Annotated in this window: 19 protein-coding genes; 9 read left to right on the forward strand and 10 right to left on the reverse strand. The window is 71.8% G+C overall.

What is annotated here, in order from left to right; genetic code table 11:
• Window positions 1-37: 37 nt before the first annotated feature.
• From ACFFIA_RS08225 to ACFFIA_RS08245, 5 genes are all read left to right on the forward strand, one after another.
• Window positions 38-808: a GntR family transcriptional regulator gene (locus ACFFIA_RS08225; protein ID WP_377247944.1), complete on the forward strand. Its 771-nt coding sequence runs from the start codon at window positions 38-40 to the stop codon at window positions 806-808.
• Window positions 809-878: 70 nt separating this feature from the next.
• The gene (locus ACFFIA_RS08230) at window positions 879-1,676 is read left to right on the forward strand and encodes an endonuclease/exonuclease/phosphatase family protein (protein WP_377247947.1); all 798 of its coding nucleotides are present in this window, start codon (window positions 879-881) and stop codon (window positions 1,674-1,676) included.
• Window positions 1,677-1,995: 319 nt separating this feature from the next.
• The gene (locus tag ACFFIA_RS08235; protein ID WP_377247950.1) at window positions 1,996-2,313 is read left to right on the forward strand and encodes an STAS domain-containing protein; all 318 of its coding nucleotides are present in this window, start codon (window positions 1,996-1,998) and stop codon (window positions 2,311-2,313) included.
• 74 nt (window positions 2,314-2,387) lie between these two features.
• Window positions 2,388-2,840 carry a DUF6328 family protein gene (locus ACFFIA_RS08240; RefSeq protein ID WP_377247953.1) on the forward strand — a complete coding sequence of 151 codons (453 nt, stop codon included), beginning with the start codon at window positions 2,388-2,390 and terminating at the stop codon, window positions 2,838-2,840.
• Window positions 2,841-2,989: 149 nt separating this feature from the next.
• Entirely contained in the window at window positions 2,990-3,310 is a 321-nt protein-coding gene (locus tag ACFFIA_RS08245) for a plasmid stabilization protein (RefSeq protein WP_377247957.1), read from the forward strand.
• Window positions 3,311-3,428: 118 nt separating this feature from the next.
• Here ACFFIA_RS08245 and ACFFIA_RS08250 read toward each other — a convergent pair whose 3' ends face one another.
• Both ACFFIA_RS08250 and ACFFIA_RS08255 read right to left on the reverse strand, forming a co-directional pair.
• Entirely contained in the window at window positions 3,429-5,327 is a 1,899-nt protein-coding gene (locus ACFFIA_RS08250) for a DUF8832 domain-containing protein (RefSeq protein WP_377247960.1), read from the reverse strand.
• A gap of 141 nt (window positions 5,328-5,468) precedes the next feature.
• Window positions 5,469-6,419 carry a LysR family transcriptional regulator gene (locus tag ACFFIA_RS08255; RefSeq protein ID WP_377247963.1) on the reverse strand — a complete coding sequence of 317 codons (951 nt, stop codon included), beginning with the start codon at window positions 6,417-6,419 and terminating at the stop codon, window positions 5,469-5,471.
• Between the two features lie 125 nt (window positions 6,420-6,544).
• Between ACFFIA_RS08255 and ACFFIA_RS08260 the strand changes: the two genes are divergently transcribed.
• From ACFFIA_RS08260 to ACFFIA_RS08270, 3 genes are read left to right on the forward strand one after another with little or no spacing between them, the layout of a single operon-like run.
• On the forward strand, window positions 6,545-7,702 hold the full coding sequence (locus tag ACFFIA_RS08260; RefSeq protein WP_377247966.1) for an acyl-CoA dehydrogenase family protein: 1,158 nt from the start codon (window positions 6,545-6,547) through the stop codon (window positions 7,700-7,702).
• A complete protein-coding gene (locus tag ACFFIA_RS08265; protein WP_377247969.1) occupies window positions 7,699-8,523 on the forward strand; it encodes an HpcH/HpaI aldolase/citrate lyase family protein in 825 nt (274 codons plus the stop codon). Before ACFFIA_RS08260 ends, ACFFIA_RS08265 begins: the two co-directional genes overlap by 4 nt.
• 16 nt (window positions 8,524-8,539) lie before the next feature.
• Window positions 8,540-9,370 carry an HTD2 family dehydratase gene (locus tag ACFFIA_RS08270; protein WP_377247972.1) on the forward strand — a complete coding sequence of 277 codons (831 nt, stop codon included), beginning with the start codon at window positions 8,540-8,542 and terminating at the stop codon, window positions 9,368-9,370.
• Here ACFFIA_RS08270 and ACFFIA_RS08275 read toward each other — a convergent pair.
• The 7 genes from ACFFIA_RS08275 to ACFFIA_RS08305 form a co-directional block, all read right to left on the reverse strand.
• Window positions 9,354-10,406, reverse strand: a complete 1,053-nt coding sequence (locus tag ACFFIA_RS08275; RefSeq protein WP_377247975.1) for an AbrB family protein — start codon at window positions 10,404-10,406, stop codon at window positions 9,354-9,356. The two genes, ACFFIA_RS08270 and ACFFIA_RS08275, sit on opposite strands and share 17 nt — an antisense overlap.
• A gap of 51 nt (window positions 10,407-10,457) precedes the next feature.
• Window positions 10,458-11,855, reverse strand: a complete 1,398-nt coding sequence (locus tag ACFFIA_RS08280) for an AMP-binding protein (RefSeq protein ID WP_377247978.1) — start codon at window positions 11,853-11,855, stop codon at window positions 10,458-10,460.
• Window positions 11,856-11,895: 40 nt separating this feature from the next.
• Complete coding sequence (locus ACFFIA_RS08285; RefSeq protein ID WP_377247981.1) at window positions 11,896-12,669, reverse strand: ATP-binding cassette domain-containing protein; 774 nt, start codon at window positions 12,667-12,669, stop codon at window positions 11,896-11,898.
• On the reverse strand, window positions 12,666-13,649 hold the full coding sequence (locus ACFFIA_RS08290) for an ABC transporter permease (RefSeq protein WP_377247984.1): 984 nt from the start codon (window positions 13,647-13,649) through the stop codon (window positions 12,666-12,668). The genes ACFFIA_RS08285 and ACFFIA_RS08290 overlap by 4 nt, the downstream gene beginning before the upstream one ends.
• Window positions 13,642-14,664, reverse strand: coding sequence for a substrate-binding domain-containing protein (locus tag ACFFIA_RS08295; RefSeq protein WP_377247987.1), 1,023 nt, complete (start codon window positions 14,662-14,664; stop codon window positions 13,642-13,644). Before ACFFIA_RS08295 ends, ACFFIA_RS08290 begins: the two co-directional genes overlap by 8 nt.
• 80 nt (window positions 14,665-14,744) lie before the next feature.
• Window positions 14,745-15,854, reverse strand: a complete 1,110-nt coding sequence (locus tag ACFFIA_RS08300) for a LacI family DNA-binding transcriptional regulator (RefSeq protein WP_377247990.1) — start codon at window positions 15,852-15,854, stop codon at window positions 14,745-14,747.
• Window positions 15,855-15,911: 57 nt separating this feature from the next.
• Complete coding sequence (locus ACFFIA_RS08305) at window positions 15,912-17,249, reverse strand: FGGY family carbohydrate kinase (protein WP_377247993.1); 1,338 nt, start codon at window positions 17,247-17,249, stop codon at window positions 15,912-15,914.
• Window positions 17,250-17,358: 109 nt separating this feature from the next.
• Between ACFFIA_RS08305 and ACFFIA_RS08310 the strand changes: the two genes are divergently transcribed.
• Complete coding sequence (locus ACFFIA_RS08310; protein ID WP_377247996.1) at window positions 17,359-18,363, forward strand: ketose-bisphosphate aldolase; 1,005 nt, start codon at window positions 17,359-17,361, stop codon at window positions 18,361-18,363.
• A gap of 112 nt (window positions 18,364-18,475) precedes the next feature.
• On the opposite strand, the gene ACFFIA_RS08315 is transcribed toward ACFFIA_RS08310, so the two are convergent.
• Window positions 18,476-18,904: a pyridoxamine 5'-phosphate oxidase family protein gene (locus ACFFIA_RS08315; RefSeq protein WP_377247999.1), complete on the reverse strand. Its 429-nt coding sequence runs from the start codon at window positions 18,902-18,904 to the stop codon at window positions 18,476-18,478.
• Between the last annotated feature and the right edge of the window lie 26 nt (window positions 18,905-18,930).

Below are 18,930 nucleotides of genomic sequence, written 5' to 3' on the forward strand. Positions count from 1 at the left end.
ATGATGGACAATAGGAACCGATCCAGTGAGGATGCCGATGCTCGAACGTGACGGCCCTATGCCGCTCTACTACCAGATCGCCAACATCCTTCGCAGCAGGATCGCCTCGGGCGAGTGGGCACCGGGCGACCGCCTCCCCTCCGAGGCGCAGCTAGCCGCTTCCTTCCAGGTCAGCCCGGTCACGATGCGGCAGGCGCTGGGCGTGCTGGAGCGCCAGGGACGGCTCGACCGCCGCCAGGGGGTCGGCACGTTCGTCCGCCCCGGGGCCGTCCAGGAGGACCGCGTCCGGATCACCATCCCGCTGGAGATGTTCGCCGAGCCGATCGCCGGCTTCGAGGTGCGCACGCTCAGCCTCGACCACGCCCTGCCACCGCCCGACGTGCGGGAGACACTCGGCCTCGCCCCCGGCGAGCAGTGCGTCCACGTCCGCCGCGTCCGGTCGGCCGCCCACGGGCCGGTGACGTACGCCAGCTCGTACATGCCGCGCTGGATCGGCGACGGGCTGACCCTCGCCGACCTTCAGCACTCCCTGATGACCGACATCCTGGAGAAGCAGGGCGTGCGGGTCAGCGGCGCCATCCAGACCATCGAGGCCAGCCTTGCCAACCAGGACAGCGCAGGCGTCCTCGGCGTCCCGGTCGGCGCCGCCGTCCTCCTGGTCCGCCGCGTGTACCAGCTCGAAAACGGGCAGGTCGGCCTCGTGGCGGTCAACCACCACCCCGGCCACGAGATCCGCTTCGAGCTGCGCCTGACCCGCGACAGCGACGCCGGCCGCTGGGACCTGCACACGCAACAGAACGACACGTAGCCCGGGGCGGTTGCCGAACAGGCGCGGGGTCGAGCGGCGGAGCGGCCGTATCCGCGCCAAAATGGCCCGTATGCGGGTGGCGACGCTCAACCTCTGGTGCCGGCACGGCGACTGGCCCGCGCGGCGGAAGGTCCTGGCGGAGGGGCTACGCCAGCTCCGGCCTGATCTCGTCGCGTTTCAGGAGTCGATCGTCACGGACGGCTACGACCAGGTCGCCGACCTGCTCGGCGACGGGTACGAGCTGCACCACGGCACCGGGCGCACGCCACATGACGGGGCAGGCACCACGATCGCCAGCCGCTGGCCGGTGACGAGGACACACGAGCGGGACCTGAGCGTCAGCCCGCGCGTCGACCCCGCCGAGCCGTGGATCGGCAGCGTGTGCGCCGCCGAGGTCGACGGCCCCGAACCGCTGCTCTTCGTCCACCACAAACCCTCGTACCCGCTGCACATGGAGCTGGAGCGCGAGCTGCAGGCGGTGGCCACCGCACGGCTGGTGGAGGATCTGTGCGGCGGTGATGGGCGGCACGTGGTGCTCGCCGGCGACTTCGACGCCACGCCCGACGCGGCGTCCGTCCGCTTCTGGTCGGGCAGGCAGTCGCTGGCCGGCACGAGCGTCTGCTACCGCGACGCCTGGGAGCACGCCCATCCCGGCGAGCCCGGTTACACGTTCACGACCCGCAACCCGCTGATGAGCTGGGACTGGGACCGGCGGATCGACTACATCCTCGTACGCTGCGGCGGCACCGGACCGACCCTGCGCGTGGACCGGTGCGAGCTGCTCTTCGCCGAGCCGGTCGGCGGAGTGTGGGCCAGCGACCACTTCGGCGTGGTGGCCGACCTCAGCTTCGCGCCGGCCCGACCCTGAGGCGCCGTCCCGGTGCGTCCGGTGTGCAGGGCCACTGGATGCCGCTCCCGCCGCGCAGCTTCTCGTACGTGAGCCCGGCAGCCCGGGTCCAGGCAGGACAGATAGTGCGTTCTGGCCGGCCGAGGAGGATGATGGGGCTGTGTCCGTTTCGATCATCTGAGCCCATGAGGGCCAGGGCTGGCCAGAGCCGGCCTGGCCAGGGTATAGACGTTCGGAGTTGCCCGCACGGACAAATCGCGAACAGCGACGTCGCGCCCGGCACGCCGCAGACGGGTTGTTTCACCCAGACTGGGCCCGATGTGCGGGAAAGGCGGCCAAAATGGTTACCGAGTTCTCTATTGCCAGACGCGTCGTAAATCGTGTTCTGCGGATCGAGGTGATCGGCGAAGTCGACATGAACAGCAGCGACGAACTCGCCACCGCGACCCGCACCGCCATCACCACCGACGACCTCGCGGGGATCGTCGTCGATCTCGGCAAGGTGTCGTTCATGGACTCGAGCGGGATCCGCGCGCTGCTCCTCCAGCAGGAGCACGCCAGGGAGTACGGAGTGGGCTACCGGATCGAAAACCCGAGCCCGCAGGTCCGCCGGGTCCTGGAGATCACCGGCGTGCTGACGCTGCTGTCGGCGAGCTGACCGCGCGGGCGGTATCCACAATGGACTCGCACCAGGGCGGGTTTGATCTTGATGGTCCTGGGCATCCCGGCAGTGTGGCGGAGACGGACAAGGAGCGTTACGAACGCAACTTCGCCGATCTGTTGCAGGAGCTTCGCGTCGCGCAGACCGGCGTGCAGATCCTGTTCGCGTTCCTGCTGACGCTCCCGTTCAGCGCCCGCTTCACCGAAGTGACCCAGTTCCAGAAGACCGTGTACGTCGTCACGCTGCTCACCGTCGCCGGTGCCGCCGCGCTGCTCATCGCGCCGGTCGCGTACCACCGCGTGCTGTTCCAGCGCGGGCGCAAGGCGGAGCTGGTCCGCTCGGCGCACCGGCTGGCCTCCGCCGGTCTGGTGTTCATGCTGGTGGCGATCGTGAGCGCGGTACTGCTGATCACCGATTTCATCCTCGCCCGGTGGCTCTCGCTGCTGTTCAGCGGGCTCACGGCGGCGTGGTTGCTGCTGCTGTGGCTGATGCTCCCGGTCCTGCGCCGGGACGACCGCGGCTAGGGCTGGTTCAGGAGGTTTGCCGGCGCGTTCGGGCGGAGATGGTTTCGGACAGGTGCGACCGGCGAGGTCCGGCCGCGGCGGGAGCTACCGCCCTCCGCCGTGACCACCCCCACCGCGCCCAGCACGGCCCGCGACCAAGGGAGGCTGCGATGCCCACCGGTTCCAGCCCGAAACGGGAACGACAGTACGAGCACATCAAGGACAGCGCGAAGAAGCGGGGCGAGTCGACGAAGCGGGCCAAGGAGATTGCCGCCCGCACCGTCAACAAGGAACGCGCCCGCTCCGGCGAGTCCCGCACCGCCAGCCGGACGTCCACACAGGACATCTCGTCCGGCCGCCGCGGTGGCCTCCGCTCCCGCTCCGGGGCGCAGGGGCGTACCAAGGAGCAGCTGTACAACGAGGCGAAGAAGCGCGGCGTCAAGGGCCGCTCGCGGATGACCAAGGCCCAGCTCCAGCGCGCCCTGGGCTGAGCGGCGACCGCACCGCCGCCGGCCTGACCGCCGCACGGCCGGCGAGACCGCGGCGGCGTGGCTGGCTGCGTCCCGGGCTGCAACCGTGCCGCGCGCCGGGGGCGGCCGCCCGGCACGGTCAGGGCACGTCGAGCGTGTACTCCGCGGTCCGCACCTTCCCGCCCACCTGGAAGTCGAGGAACGCCCGGTACCGCCCCGCGCTCGGCGCCGTCAGCCAGAACTTGACCGCCCCGTCCACCAGCTCCGGCTCCGGATGGACGTGCACGAAGCCCAGATCGCCCTCACGCACCACGACCAGGTGGCCGTACGCGCCCAGATAGCGTTCCAGTTGGGCCGGGCCGGGCGCGCCGGTACGGCTGATCCGGAAGAACATCGGCGCCGTCACGCCCACCGTCGGCGTACCCTCCATCGACACCGCGAACGGCCCCACGCTCGCCCGCGCCGCAGCCGATGGCAGCGCGGCCGGCGTGTGCGCGCCCGGCACCAGGTGGTCGACGCCCAGCACCAGCGGGAGCATGCTGCCGTCCGCCGAGGTCACCGAGAAGTCCGCGTAGATCCGGTAGCCGCCGGCCCGGGCCAGCTTCAGCGGGACGCTCCAGGTGCCGTCCGGCGCCATCGTGGGATGCAGGTGCTGGTATCCGGACAGGTCGCGACCCACCACGATCAGATGCAACGGCTTCTCGTGTACGACCACGAACCGCGTGGCCGCCCGCCGGTCCGTCCCCACGATCCGGAACGTGTAGTCGGCGGTCGCCCCCGCCGCCTGCGCGCGCTGGGCCGGCTGCAAGGTGTACCCGCTGGCGCTGACCGCCGTCCCGGTCGCCTGCCCGGCGCTGGCGTCACCCGGATGCGAATGCGGACCGGTTCCGGCCGGATGCTGGTGCCCGTCGCCCGCGGAGAGCGCCGGGCCGCTCGCGCCGCCGGCCGGTACGGTGGCCGTCGCGCCCGCGGGCGATCCGCCGCCCGTGCCCATCCGCCCGAGGCCGAAGCCGGCGAGCAGGGCCACCACCAGCCCGCCGGCGAGCAGTGCCAGGCGCGTGTTGCTCAGCCCGCCGGCGGTCGCCGGTGCGGCATCGTCCACAGCGGACGCCGGGGCGCTCTCGGCCGTCACCTCCGCGCCGGCCTTCCGCGCCCCGCCGCCCTTGCCAGACGAAGCGGACGGTCCCGCCGGCGTCGCTTTGCGGCCCGCGGTGCCACGGCCGCCGCCCTTGCCGCCCGGCCGGGAGCCGCCGCGCTGTCGGGAAGGGCCGGCGGAGGTACGCGCGCGGGCGGCCGGCGCGGGACGGCGGCGCCAGCCCACGAAACCGGCGACCGCCGCGGCGATGGCGACCGCCCAGCCGGTCCAGGCGAGCCAGCCCGGGCCGCCCTCCTCCCCCGACTCCGCCACGGGAGCGGCCGCGGGCGGGACGGAGGTCGCGGCGGCGACGGGTGCGCCGGCACCGGACGAGGTCGAGCCGTGCCCGGAGGTACCGTGCTGCTCGACCGCCGCGACCAGCGCGGGGTCCGGCTGGTTGGTCGGCGGGCTCCACCCCCGTGGCGCCGGCGTCGGGCCGCCCTCGTAGCGGAAGCTCATCGTGCCCCGCACCGCCTCGCCGTCCGAGGCGACCGACAGGTAGCTCACCGAGTACTGCCCCACGGCCGGCAGGTGCGCCAGCGCCACCACCGCGGGGAAGCCGGTGGAGTACTCGCGTGGCTCGAACTTCCCGCCGACCAGGAAGTACTCCCGGACCGGCTTCTCCAGGGGCTTCGGCGAGCCGTACGACCAGCCGTTGTCGACCCGGCCGCCGCCCGGCGCGGTGACCGTGAAGTACGCGTTCGAGGCGACCTTCTCGGTGAAGTACAGCTCCACCGCCGCCGGCGGCTCCGTGACCGTGGCACCCTCGGCCGGCGTCGACACCGCGAGCGTGCCGTGCGCGGCAGCCGGCGGGGCGGCCGCGAGCACGGCGACGGCCGAGGCGAGGGCGACGGCGAGCAGGCCGGCGAGCGGACGGACGGACCACGCGAGGTGAGGGCGCATCCGACCATCTTCACGACGGCCGAACTTTTGGCAAGATCAGAAGAACTTTTTATTCAGATGGCAAGACTTCTGCGCACAGCGACGTAACACTTCGACCACAGGCGCGAAACCTCGACTGTCGGCTTCGGGCGGATCAGGCCGCTAGCCGTCGTCGTCGCCGACGGGCCTGCTGAGGCGGGCCGACGGCCAGGCACCGGAGCGCACCAGGGTACGGATCAGGCGACCGAGGGACGCGGCCACGGCCTCCACCGGCGGTGGTGTCCGCATGGTGCGCGACAGTCCGAGGACCACCGACCGGGACAGCTCCGGCTCGGTCAGCGGCGCGCCGCTGAGGATCCCGGCCGCGACGTCACCGGCCACGCCGGCGGCGGGAAGCACGGTCCATCCGTGTCCGGCCAGGACGAGCTTCTTCTGCAGGTGCATGGAGTCGACCTCGACGGCGATCCGTGGCTCGACCGGCATCGAGGAGCGCGCCTGGTCGATGAGCGCCCGAAGGCCGTGCCCGGCGACCGGCAGCACCAGCGGCTGCTCCAGCAGCGTCGCCCAGGTCACCGGCCGGTCCGGGGCGAGTCCGGCCGCCGTGGGCGCGACCACCCACAGGTCCTCCCGCAGCAGGGGGACCACCGCCAGTGACGGCGTCTCGGCCAGGTTGTAGAGCAGGGACAGATCCACGTCCCCGGCGTCCAGCCACTGCTGCAGGTGGCCGGAGTACGCGGCCATGATCCGCAGATGGATTTCCGGGTAGCGCTGCGCGACAGCGGTGACGAGCGGTGGCACGACGACGTCGACCACGCTGTCGAGCACGCCGACGGTGACGATGCCGGCCACCTGGCGCGGGTCGGGGCGGATCTCGGCGCGGGCGCGCTCCAGCTCCTGGAGGGCACGCCGGGCGCGGAGCACCAGCGCCTCCCCGGCGGCGGTCGGGATCATGCCCTGGTGGGTGCGGTTGAACAGGGCGACGCCGACCTCCTCCTCGAGCAGGCGGATCTGGCGGGTGACCGCGGGCTGGACCAGGTGCAGCAGGCGGGCCGCCTTGGTCACGCTCCCCACCTCCGCGACGGTCACCAGCGCCGTCAGCTGCTTCAGGTCCACCGCCGCCGCCCCCTCACCATCTCAACCCGGGATGCCCCCATCACAAGATGTTAGTTCCCCTAGATCACCATCAGATTTCATGATGTAGGACGAACCTGCTGGTACCGCGGCTGAAGGATCCGAGCATGTACGAACTGGAGCCCGACGAGGCCTCGATCGTCGACGTCGTCAAGGACTTCGTCGACCGCACGGTGAAGCCGGTCGCGCGGGACCTCGAACACGCCAACACCTACCCAGAGAAGCTCATCGAGCAGATGAAGCAGTTGGGGATCTTCGGCCTGGCCATACCCGAGCCGTGGGGCGACGCGCGGGTCTCCGTGCCCTGCTACGCCGCCGTCACCGAAGAGCTGGCCCGCGGCTGGATGAGCCTGGCCGGCGCCATGGGCGGCCACACCGTCGTGGCGAAGCTGCTGCTCGAACACGGCACCGACGAGCAGAAGGACGGCTACCTGCCCAGGATGGCCACCGGGGAGATCCGGGCCACGATGGCGTTGACCGAGCCCGGTGGCGGCTCCGACCTGCAGGCGATGCGCACGACCGCGCGCCGCGACGGCGACCACTATGTCGTCAACGGTTCGAAGACCTGGATCACCAACGCCCGCCACTCCCGCCTTGTCGCGCTGCTGTGCCGCACCGATCCGGCGGCCCAGCCCGCCCACCGAGGTATCAGCATCCTGCTCGTGGAGCCGGGCCCCGGCTTCGCCGTCTCCCGCGACCTGCCCAAGCTCGGCTACAAGGGGGTGGAGAGCTGCGAGCTCTCCTTCGACGACTTCCGGGTCCCCGCCACCGCGCTGCTCGGACCGGAGGAGGGCCGGGGCTTCGCCCAGATGATGCGCGGGCTGGAGATCGGCCGCATCCAGGTCGCCAGCCGCGCGCTCGGGGTCGGCCGGGCGGCGCTGGAAGACTCGCTGCGCTACGCGCAGGAACGGGAGAGCTTCGGCAAGCCGATCTGGCAACACCAGTCCATCAGCAACTACCTGGCCGACATGGCCACCACGCTCAGCGCCGCCCGGCAGTTGGTCATCCACGCCGCCCGCCGGTACGAGTCGGGCGCGCGTTCCGACCTCGAGGCCGGCATGGCGAAACTGTTCGCCTCGGAGGCGGCGATGAAGATCGCCCTCGACGCGGTGCGGATCCACGGTGGCTACGGCTACTCCACGGAGTTCGACGTCGAGCGGTACTTCCGCGACGCGCCACTGATGATCGTCGGCGAGGGCACCAACGAGATCCAACGCAACGTGATCACCCGAGAACTGGTCAAGCGGCACCCGGTGCGCTCGTGAGCACCCGCCGGCACTCCGTCTCCTGGCTCTTCGTCCCCGGCGACCGGCCGAACCGGTTCGACAAGGCCGCGTGCAGCGGCGCCCACGAGGTCATCGTCGACCTCGAGGACAGCGTCGCCGCGGAGCAGAAGGCGGCGGCACGCGATCATGCCGCCGCCTGGCTCACCAGCGGCGCCACGGCCTGGGTACGCGTCAACCCCGTCGGTACCCCCTGGCACGAATCCGACATCGCCGCCCTCGCCTCCTGCCCGGGGCTGCGCGGCGTCATGGTCCCCAAAAGCCAAGGCCCGGCCACACTGACCCACGTCGCCGAGAGCCTGCCGCGCCACGTCGGCATCGTCCCTCTCGTGGAGACCGCGCTCGGGGTCCACAACGCCGCCGCCATCGCCACCTGCCCCTCGGTCACCGTGCTGGCGTTCGGGTCCATCGACTACGCCCTCGACATCGACGCCGACGAGACCGACGAGGCGTTGCTCTTCGCGCGCGGCGCCCTCGTCGTCGCCTCCCGCGCGGCGGGGCTGCCGGGCCCGATCGACGGCGTGACCGTACAGACCACGGACACCGAGGCCGTCCGTGCCGCCGCCACCCGCGCCCGCGGCTTCGGTTTCGGCGGCAAACTGTGCATCCATCCCGCACAGGTCGACGCGGTCAACGCCGCGTTCGCCCCAAGCCGTGAAGACATCGAGCGGGCGCGCGCGCTGCTCGCCAGCGCGGCCGCGCGGCCCGGCGACGGCGCGTTCCTCGTGGAGGGCAAGATGATCGACGAGCCGGTCCTGGCCCGCGCCCGCCGGATCCTCGACCGCGCCGACCGGCCTGCGTGAAAGGGGACGGAGCGACATGAACCAAGGGCATGAGCGTACCGAGATCATCCTGCCCGGCCCCGCCCATGCCTTCGCCGCCTTGCTGGGCGTGGACCCGCCGGACCTCGATGCGGGCGAGGGTCTTCCGCTGTTGTGGCACTGGCTCTACCTGCTGGAGCGACCCGCGCAGGCCGACCTCGGCCCCGACGGTCACCCCGTCCGCGGCGCCGTCCCGGCACCTCCCGCGCCCGGCCTGCGCCGGATGTGGGCCGGCGGGCAGGTCCGGACGCTGGCTCCGCTTCGCTGCGGTGAAGCGGCAACCCGGCGCAGCCGTACAGTGTCCACAGTGGAGAAGATGGGACGCAGTGGACGGTTGGTCTTCGTCGCGGTCGACCATGAGATCCGCCAGGCCGACCAGGTGGTGGTCCAGGAGCGCCAGGACATCGTCTACCGGGAGCCGCGGGGCACGACGGTCGCGGCCGAGCCCGATCCCGCGCCGTCGCCGCTCACCGAGGAAGACTGGTCCGTCGAGGTGACGCCGACGCTCCTGTTCCGCTTCTCCGCGTTGACGTACAACGCCCACCGCATCCACTACGACCGGGACTACGCCCGCACCGCCGAGGGGTACCCCGGACTTCTGACGCACGGCCCGCTCCAGGCGCTCGCGATGGCCGAGGCCGCCCGGACCCGCGGCCTCGTCCGCGACCAACACCTGACCTACGAGTACCGGTTGGACGCTCCCCTCTTCGACCATCAGGGACTCGTCGTCCGGGCCACACGGCACGGCGACGACGTGCTCACCTCGGTCCGCGACCTCGCCGGCCGGCAAACCGCTCACGGCACGATCGTCCCTACGCCCTCCGCTTGATCCACCAGCCGAGCACGGGCGCCGCGAGCAACATCACGAACAGTCGCAGCACCTGGACGGACGTGACGTACGCCACGTCGGCATCACCCTGGATCGCGGCCGCGAGCACCGCGTTGAGCCCGCCCGGGGTCGTGGCGAGATAGCAGTCGAAGAAGGGCCGCCCGGTCCACCACGCCATGCCGAGCCCGATCGCCGCGCACCCGACCATGACGACGAGGATCGCGACCAGGATGGCCGGCAGGGCGCGCGCGGCACCCCGAAGGCGGGCCAACGAAAACCGCAGCCCGATCTGCAGCCCGACGACGAGGAACGCCACATCCTGAAGCGGCAGCGGCGTGGGCCGGACAAGGCCGGGCCACACGACGGCGACCGCCGCGGCCAGCAACATCGGGCCGAGCAGGGAGCCCGACTGGAGCCTGACCAACGCCGCCACGCCCGCCCCCACGCCGGCGACGACCACGCAGAAGAGCACACCCTCCACGCTCAGGCCACCGGCCGCCACCGGCGGCCAGTCCCCTCCACCGCCGCCCGCACCGACCCCGGCCAAGCCGGTGACCAGCGGAATCGAGAAGACGACAATGAGCACACGCAGGTACTGCATGACCGCGACCAGCGTCGCATCGGCGCCGGCCTCCTCGCTGACCACCACCACACCCGCCGCACCACCAGCGATCATGCCGAACGCACCGGTCGGACGATCGACCCCAGCCACCTTCGACAGCCCGAACCCGGCGGCCACACTGAGCACCAGCGTCGCGACGAGGGCCGCCGCGACAGCGAGGCCGTCCGCCGCGACCGCCTTGACGACCTCCAGCGTGACGGTCTGCCCGATCACCACCCCCACCACGGCGAACGCGGCATGCCCGACCCGCGACGGGACATCCAGCTCGAACCTGCCAAAGAGCGCGGCCAGCAGGCCGACCACCAGACCCGCGAACAACGTCGGACCGGGGAGGCCGAGGAGCGCCAGCGGGTACGACAGCGCCACGCTCACCGCGACGACGGCAAGCCACCGGACGACCGACGCGGCGCTCATGACAGCCTGACTATATCCGTAGCCAAGCTAACGATCTGCCGAGCGTGGCCGCTAGCTCCTGATCGTCGACAGGTGCTTCCTGTCCCAGGTGCGAGGGCCGTTCCCGCGCTGCCGGAGAACGTACTTGGTGACCCGCTGCGTGGCTGTCATGGGCATCTCGTCGATCAGCTCGAAGTACCGCGGCACCATGTACGCCGGCATTCGCTCGGCGAGGTTGCCCGCCATCGTCTCGAAGTCGATGCTCCCGGCCCCCGGGGCGGCGACGACGAAGACCTTCACCTCGACCCCGACGTCGTCGTGGGCGTCGACGCCCACGCATGCCACCGAGGCCACCCCGGGCTCGAGCATGACCTCGCGTTCGACCTCGAAGCTTGAGATGTTCTCACCCCGGCGCCGGATCGTGTCCCGATCCCGGCCGACCCAGAAGTACCCACCGTCGGCGTTCCTGCGAAACAGGTCGCCGGTGTGAAACCAGCCTCCCGCCCAGACCTTGGCGTTCGCCTCCGGATCCTTCAGGTAGTGGCCCTGCCGCATCGCCGGGTGCGCAGGGCGGATCAGCAACTCCCCCGTCTCACCGGCGGGCACCTCCACGCCGTCGCTGTCGACGAGCTTGTACTCGCCGTACCCCGGTCTCTCCCGGCCGGCGGATCCGGGCGTGGGGAGTCCACTGTGGTCACCGGTGCCGATCGGGCCGCCGGTCTCCGTGCTGCCGAACGAGGTCAGGATCCGCTCGATGCCGAACCGCTCCACGAACCTGGCCAGGTCTGGCGGCAGCGGCGCGGCGACCATCACGCGCACACGGTGGTCGCGGTCGCCGGGCGTCCGCGGCGTGGCGAGCAGCTTCGCGGCCATCGCCCCGACCAGGAAGCCGGCCGTCACATCGAGTTCACGCGCGATCTCGAAGTAGCGGGACAGGGACGGGCGGCGGCGCAGGACGGCGACCGCACCGGAGCGCATGCACCCGGCCGTCACACCGAGCCCGGCGGTGTGGAACAGCGGGAGGTCGACAAGAAACCGGTCGTCGGGGCTGAGGTTGCCGTCCCGGACGTACGCGCCCGTGGTGGACGCCTGAAGGACCGTGGACGACCACAGTTTGGACGGGCCGGTCGTTCCGGACGTCATCAGGATGACCTCCGGGTCGGAGAGCTCGATCGGGCGTCGCAGCCGCGGCTCGTCGGCCGGCCCCTCGCCGAGTACGGCCGGGTCGAGTGTCCGATATGGAGCAAGCTCCTTCGCCACGGCGGCGACCTGGTCGGGCGTCGACACCACGACGTCCGGCTCCGCCACGCTCAGCGGATGGGCGAGCATACGGCCGGTGTGCAAGTAGCCGACGACGACCCGCACCTCGCGGACGGTCTCGCCCTCAAGGTCCAGGACCAGCCCCGGGCGACCGCGCGGATGCCGCGTCGGGCCGGCCAGATCGCGGCCGTTGTCGCCTGGCGTCGACACCGTCTACAACGGCCGTCACGGACAGTGCTTCGTCGAGGGCTTACTCCGCGCTCGTCCCGGGCACCGCGCCGGTGATCATGCCGACGAGCTGGTCGCCGGTGACCTCGCTGGTCTGCGCGCCGCCGACCACCCGGCCGCCGCGCATCACCCAGACCCGCGCGGCGAGCCGCATCACCTGCTCCATGTTGTGGCTGATCACCAGCACGGTGGTGCCGCGCTCGACCACAGTGCGGATCAGCTTCTCCACCTGGGCGGTCTCCCGCAGCCCGAGGGCGGCGGTGGGCTCGTCCATGATGATCACCTTGCTGCCCCACATCACCGCGCGGGCGATGGCGACGGCCTGCCGCTGGCCTCCGGAGAGCCGCCGGACCCGGCTGCCAATCGACGGCATGCTCACCGAGAGGCTGTCGATCAGCTCCCGCGACCGCTGCTGCATCCGCCGCCGGTCCAGCAGCCGCACGGGGCCGATCCCGCGGGTCAGCTCCCGGTTGAGGAACATGTTCTGCCACACGTACAGGTCGTCGGCCAGCGCCAGGTCCTGGTACACGGTTTCCACGCCGTGCGCCCGCGCGCCCTCCGGTGAGCGGAAGTGGACCCGCTCGCCATCGAGCCGGATCTCGCCGGAGTCGGGCGCGTGGACGCCGGCGATGCACTTGATGAGCGTCGACTTGCCCGCGCCGTTGTCGCCGACGATCGCGGTGACCTCGCCGGGGTTGGCCCACAGGCTGGCCTCGCGCAGCGCCGTGACGCTGCCGAAGGACTTGCCGACGCCGCGTACCTCGATCATGGCGGTCTTGGTGTCGAGCGCGCTCATCGACGGCTCCTCATCAGGCTGGCCGCGACGATCACCACGGCGCCGACAACGATCGGTTCGTAGAAGGCGGACACGCCCAGCAGGATCAGGCCGTCCTGGAGCACGGTGAGCAGGACCGCGCCGGTGACCGGGCCCCAGATCGTGGCACGGCCGCCGAAGAGGCTCACCCCGCCGAGTACCACGGCCGCGATCGCCTTGAGTAGGTAGTCGGTGTTCGCGGCGGGCTGCGTCGAGCCGACGTACGCGATGAGCAGCACCGACATGGAGCCGGCCATCAGCCCACACAGCGCGTACCCGGCCAGCTTGACCCGCCCCACCCGGATGCCCATCGCCCGTGCCGCCTCGGTGTTGCCGCCGGTGGCGAGCAGGTGCGTACCGAACCGGGTGCGGTGCAGCAGCACGTGCATGCCGGCCGCCACGGCGAGCGCGATCAGCAGGTTGTACCGGAAGATGCCCACCGATTCGGTGGAGATCGTCGTGAAGAACGCGTTGTTGACCTCGATCGGCGTGCCGCCGGAGATCACCAGCGCGGTCCCCATCACCAGGCTCATCGTGCCGAGCGTGACGATGAAGTCCGGGATGCGTACCCAGCCGACGACCGCGCCGTTGACCAGGCCCACGACGAGGCCGGTGGCGAGCGACAGCAGGCAGCACGCCACCAGCGGAAGGCCGCGCTCGTACCCGATGCCGAACGACACGCTGCCCAGCGCCACCGTCGCCGCCAGCGAGAGGTCGATGCCGGCGAGTGCCACCACGAACGTGGCGCCGAGTGCCAGCAGGATCGGCAGCGACGCGTCCGCGAGCATGCCGCCGATGTTGTCGGCGGTCAGGAACCGCGGGGACAGGATCGAGAAGACCACGCAGATGACCAGCAGCCCGACCGGCGCGGTGGCCTTGGTGAGCAGGTCCTCGGTCAGCAGGCTGGCGGCGGTCCGCGTCCGGGGAACCCCGGACGCGGAGGCCGTCGGCGGGTCAGCCAAGTGGGTTGTCATAACGGAAGCTCTCCGGAGGTGCCGGGAACGAGGCGAGCGCCTCGGCGGCGTTCTCCTTAGTCACGACGAGCACGGGCGTGGGCAGCTCCGCCGGTACGGACTTGCTGTCCCGCGCGGCCAGGCACGCCTGCACGCCCTGCGCGCCCATCAAGTACGGGAACTGCTCCACCGCGGCCGGCATGCCGCCGCTCTGGATGTTCTTGATCTGGTCCTCGGTGCCGTCGATGCCGATGACGGCGATCTGGCCCTGCTTGCCGGCCTGGGTCACCGCCTCCTGGATGCCCAGCGACATGTCACCGCTCACCGTGAAGAAGCCCTTGACGTCCGGGTTGCCTCGGATGATCGCGGCGGCCGCGTTCTTCGCCTTGAGCCGGTCGGCGTCCGCCGCGACGGTCTGGAAGACGTCGAGCTTGCCGGCGACCTTGTCCTTGAATCCCTTGATCCGGGCGAGGCTGCCCGGGTCGGCCGCGAGACCGCCGATCGCCGCCACCTTGCCGCTCGGTACCACCTCGAGCATCGCCTCGCCGGCTGTGGCGCCCGCGGTCTCGTTGTCGGTACCGATGTACGTGGTCACCGTGACGCCGTTGGTCTTGGCCGCGTCCGCCGAAATCGGCAGGTCGATGTTGACGATCGGCTTGCCGTCCTTGGACACCGGCACGAGCGGCCGCAGCAGGTTGGTGCCGCTGGTGGGGTTGACGATGTAGCAGTCGTACCCGGACGACACCAGCGAGTTGAGCTTGTTGGCCTGACCGGAGTCGTCGGTCACGCTGGCCGCCGCCACGGTGGTCAACTCGACGCCGGCCTTCTTCGCCTCCTCCGACGCGCCCTTCTCCATCGCGCCGAAGTACGTGTTGTCCAGCGGCTTGAGCACCAGCGCGATCCGGTACGCCGACGTGTCACCGCCGGAGCCGGAGTCGCCGTCGTCGCTACCGCAGGCGGCGACGGCCAGCGCGGCGAAGCTCAGTGCGGCGGTGGCCGCCAACCATTTTCGGGTACGGTGCATCGCGCTCTCCTCGTATGAAGGCGTGCTTGTATCGGCGGACGGCCCGGCAGGGCTCCGCGCACACGGTCGATCGATGTGGGTTATACGGGCGCGGCCTGGGACTCCACGCTGATCGTGATCGCGGGCCGCTGCTGGTGGCAGCCGCACGTCGATCCGTACTCGATGAGGTGGTCGACGACGACCCGCCGGGCGGCGGTGCCGGGCGTGGCCTGGCGCTCGGCGAAGAGCTCCAGGGCCCGGTCGGCCACCTCGCCGGACTCGGTCACCGCGAACGTAGGCACCAGGCCGGTCACGGTCGCTTCGCCGATCGAGTCGAACGTCGTCACCACCACGTCGGCCGGGATGCGCAACCCGAGCTGCGCGATCGCGGCCATGGCTCCCCAGAACATCCGGTTGCCCGTGCAGAGCACCCCGAACGGCGGTCGCAGGTTCTGGAACATGGCCAGCGCGCCCGACGCGGCCTCCTCGGGCGTGACGTGCCCGCTGGACACGACCGTCGGCAGCCCGGCCTGGCGCATCACCCGCGTGTAGCCGGCCTGCCGCTGCCGGATGCCGGACGTGGACGTGCGGCCGGCCAGCAGCGCCACCTGCCGCACGCCGTGGCCTTCCACCATGTGCCGGACCAGGGTCTCAGCGGCCTGGCGGTCGTTGGCCAGCACCTCGCCGGCCCGCCCCCGGGCCGCGGTGACGGTGCGGTCGACCATCACCGTCGGGATCTCCTCAGCGGCGGCGGCGAGGCTCGGCGCGCCCACCGGCACGACGAAGATGCCCTCCACCCGCTGCTGCCGGAAGACCCGCAGGTATTCCTCCTCCTGCTCGACGCGCTCGTCCGAGTCGCCCAGGAGCACCGTGAGCCCCTGCGCCCGGAGCCGCTCCTCGAACGCGCGGATGAGCAGCGCGTAGTAGCCGTTGCGGATGTCGGGGATGAGCAGCCCGATGAAGCCGGACTTGTTGAGCCGCAAGGCCCGGGCCCGGGCATCCCCGATGTAGCCCAGCTCGCGGGCGGCCGCCTCGACCTTCTCCCGCATCCGGGCGGTCACGTACGGCTCGTCGTTGAGCACCCGCGACACGGTCTTCATCGACACGTTGGCGTGCCGGGCGATGTCGACAAGCCGGACAGCGCCGTGCTGAGGCGTGCCGTCGTGGCCCGCCGGGCGCGGCTGCTGCGATGCGTGACCCTCAGTGTTCATCAGGAGGAAACATTACGCACTCTGACAGCGATGTCAAGACTCGCTCTGACATCGCTGTCAGACGCTGCTGACCTCGGGCGACGGCGCTGCCTCGGCGGCCGGCCACCAGCCTCCGGCCACGCCGCCGAAGAGCGCCGCACCGCGCGCGACCGCCTCGGCGGTGTGCGCCCTGACCAGGGGCATCGCCACCGCCCGGCGCTTGGCTGCCAGCCACGCCCCGCTCGCCGTGCCGCCGCCGATGAGCACCATGCGGTCCGTCCGCGCGCCGGCGAGCCGCAACACGTCGACGGCGTCGGCCGCGCGCCGGGCGAGGACGGCCAGCGCGCCCGCCCAGAGCCGCTCCGGCGGCAGCGGCGGCACCGCCCCGAGCGCGGCGTCCGGGTCGTCGACCAGCGCCTCGACGAAGGGGTCTGGAATGGTGTCCGGCCACGCCAGCGCCCGGGCGTCCATTTCGGCCGGGCCGGCGCCGAGCAGGGCGGCGAGCCGCGCCAGGACCCGACCGGGCAGCAGGCTCTCGTACATCACCGCGACCCGGTCGCCGCCGGGCCGGCAGGAGAGCGTCAGCCCGCGGTCGAGGATCTTGTCCCGGTCGACGGCGTCCGCGGCGAGGAAGGCCACCACCGGCTCGCCGGTACCCATGGAGTCCACCAGGTCGTCCGGGCCGGCACCGGCGCCGATCGCCCCGACCAGGTGATCGTGGCCGGCGAGGGTCACCGGAACGCCCGGGGGCAGGCCGGACCAGGCAGCGCCGGCCGGGATGACCTCGCCGACGCGCTCGCCCGCGGTGCGCGGCTTGGCGAACCGGACGCCGTCCAGCCCCGCGGCGGCCAGCACCTCGGGCAGGTAGCGCCGCTCGACCGGGTCGAAGGCGCCCGTGGTGGCGGCCAACGACGGCTCGCCGGCACGCGCCCCGGTCAGGCGCCAGGCCACGAGCGCGGCCACACCGAGCCAGTCGCCGTCGGCGCGGTAGCCGTGCTCACGCAGCCAGCCGAGCTTCGCCACGGTCGTCGCGGCGCGCAGCGGCCGGCCGATACGGCGGTCCAGGTCCGGGCCGAAGTGCCGGCGCAGGGCCTCGGCGGTGTCCGCGCCGCGGGCGTCGTACCAGGCGGGCATCGGCTCCTCGACAGCCCCGCCGCCGGCCACGAACGCCCCGCACTCCCCCATGCTGGCCACGCCGACCCCGGCCACGCGGGCGCGCATGCCACCGAGCCCGGCCAGCAACTCCCCCACCGCCGCGAAGAGCGTCCGGGGCGTCATCTGCGCGCCGCCGTCCGCCGCGACGAACGGGGTCGGCACCGCGTGCGTCAGCACCGTTCGGCCGTCCCGGCCGACGAGCACGGCCTTCAACCGGGAACTGCCCAGGTCCAGTCCGAGCACGAGTGGGTCGTCGGTCATACGCGGATCCTCGCTGGTCAAGACGCCTCTTGGCAGCGGCGCGGGGCTTAGCGTACGGTGACCGCAGAGAAATTGTCCAACGTTGTCAGAACCGAAGGGCGTCACATCCATGTCGCTGGTCACTCTCCGTCAGGCACTCGACGAGGCCCGCCAGGGCGGGTACGGGCTCGGCGCCTTCAACGTCACCGACCTTCTCCAGGCCGAGGCGGTCCTGGACGCGGCAGCCGAGACCTCCTCCCCGGTGATCGTCGAGACGCTGGCCGGAAGCAGCTCCCATGGCAGCGACGAGCGGTTCTGGCGGGGGCTGCTGCACCTCGTCGAGGAGTATCCGGCGATCCCGGTCGTCCTGCACCTGGACCATGGTCCGGACGCCGCGACCTGCCGGCGCGCGATCGACGCCGGCTTCACCAGCGTCATGATCGACGGCAGCCTCGCGCCGGACCGGGTGACGCCGGCGACCTTCGCCCAGAACCTCGCGGTGACCGCCGAGGTGACCGCCTACGCCCACGAGCGCGGCGTCTCCGTCGAGGGCGAGCTCGGCACGATCGGCGGCTCCAAAGTGGACGGCAGCCGCGCCGAGATCCAGCTCGCCGACCCCGACGAGGCCGCCGACTTCGTGGCGGGCACGGGCGTCGACGCCCTCGCCGTCGCCATCGGCACCTCACACGGCGCGTACAAGTTCGACAGCCCTCCGGACGGCAGCGTGTTGCACATGGACCTCATCGAGCGGATCGCCGCGAAGGTGCCGGGCACTCACCTGGTCATGCACGGCTCCTCCTCGCTGCCAGCCGAGCTGCGCGCGCTGGTCAACAAGTACGGCGGCACGCTGCCGGAGTCGTGGGGCGTACCGGAGCAGGAGAAGGTCCGCTCGATCGCCATGGGCATCCGCAAAATCAACCAGGGCATGGACTCCCACCTCGCGTTCACCGGCGCGGTCCGGGCCCAGCTCGCCCACGACGGCCTGACCGTGGACCCCGCGCCGTACCTGCGCCCGGGCCGGGTCGAGATGCAGCGCATCATCGCCGAGCGGATGCGCGCGTTCGGCCAGGCGGGGCACGCCGGCGACTACGCCCCGCTCCCCCTCGCCGAGATGCGCCGCCGGTACACCGCCTGACCTCCACCGTGCCGAGCCACGGGAGGCCCGACCCCATCGGGACGTACTCGGGCCCGGGACGCGGTTCGTGGTCTTCTCTGAACGCCGGCACGGCCACCGCCGCGCACGTCGTTCACCCCGTGCCGACCTCGGCCGCCTCGACCAGGCGGTAGCCGGTCACCAGGCGCGGCTCGATGCGGATCACGCAGTCCATGGCGATCTCGACCCACGGGCGCAGCAGCCGCTCGTAGCGGGCCACCTCACGGGAGTCGGCCACCAGGTGCGCCACGCCGGTGACGACGACGCTCCAGCCGACGTGCTCGATTGGGTCGATGGCGTCCGCCTCGTACGCGACCACCGTGCCGCGTCCGGAGCCGACCGCGGTGGCCAGAGCACCGCCCAGGTGGCTGCGGATGATCACCGCACCGTCGTCCAGCACATGGTTGACCGGGCGGATCGCCGGCAACGCCTTCTCCGTGTAGACGACCCGGCCGAGCGACACGCCCCCGAGCAGCTCCAGGCAATCCGCGACATCCATCTGCTCCAGCACACGTCGCGACACGTTCCGATCGTCGAACAGGTCCGCGG

Origin of the sequence: Phytohabitans kaempferiae, assembly GCF_042433955.1 — a bacterium.
GTDB classification, from domain to species: Bacteria; Actinomycetota; Actinomycetes; order Mycobacteriales; family Micromonosporaceae; genus Phytohabitans; species Phytohabitans kaempferiae.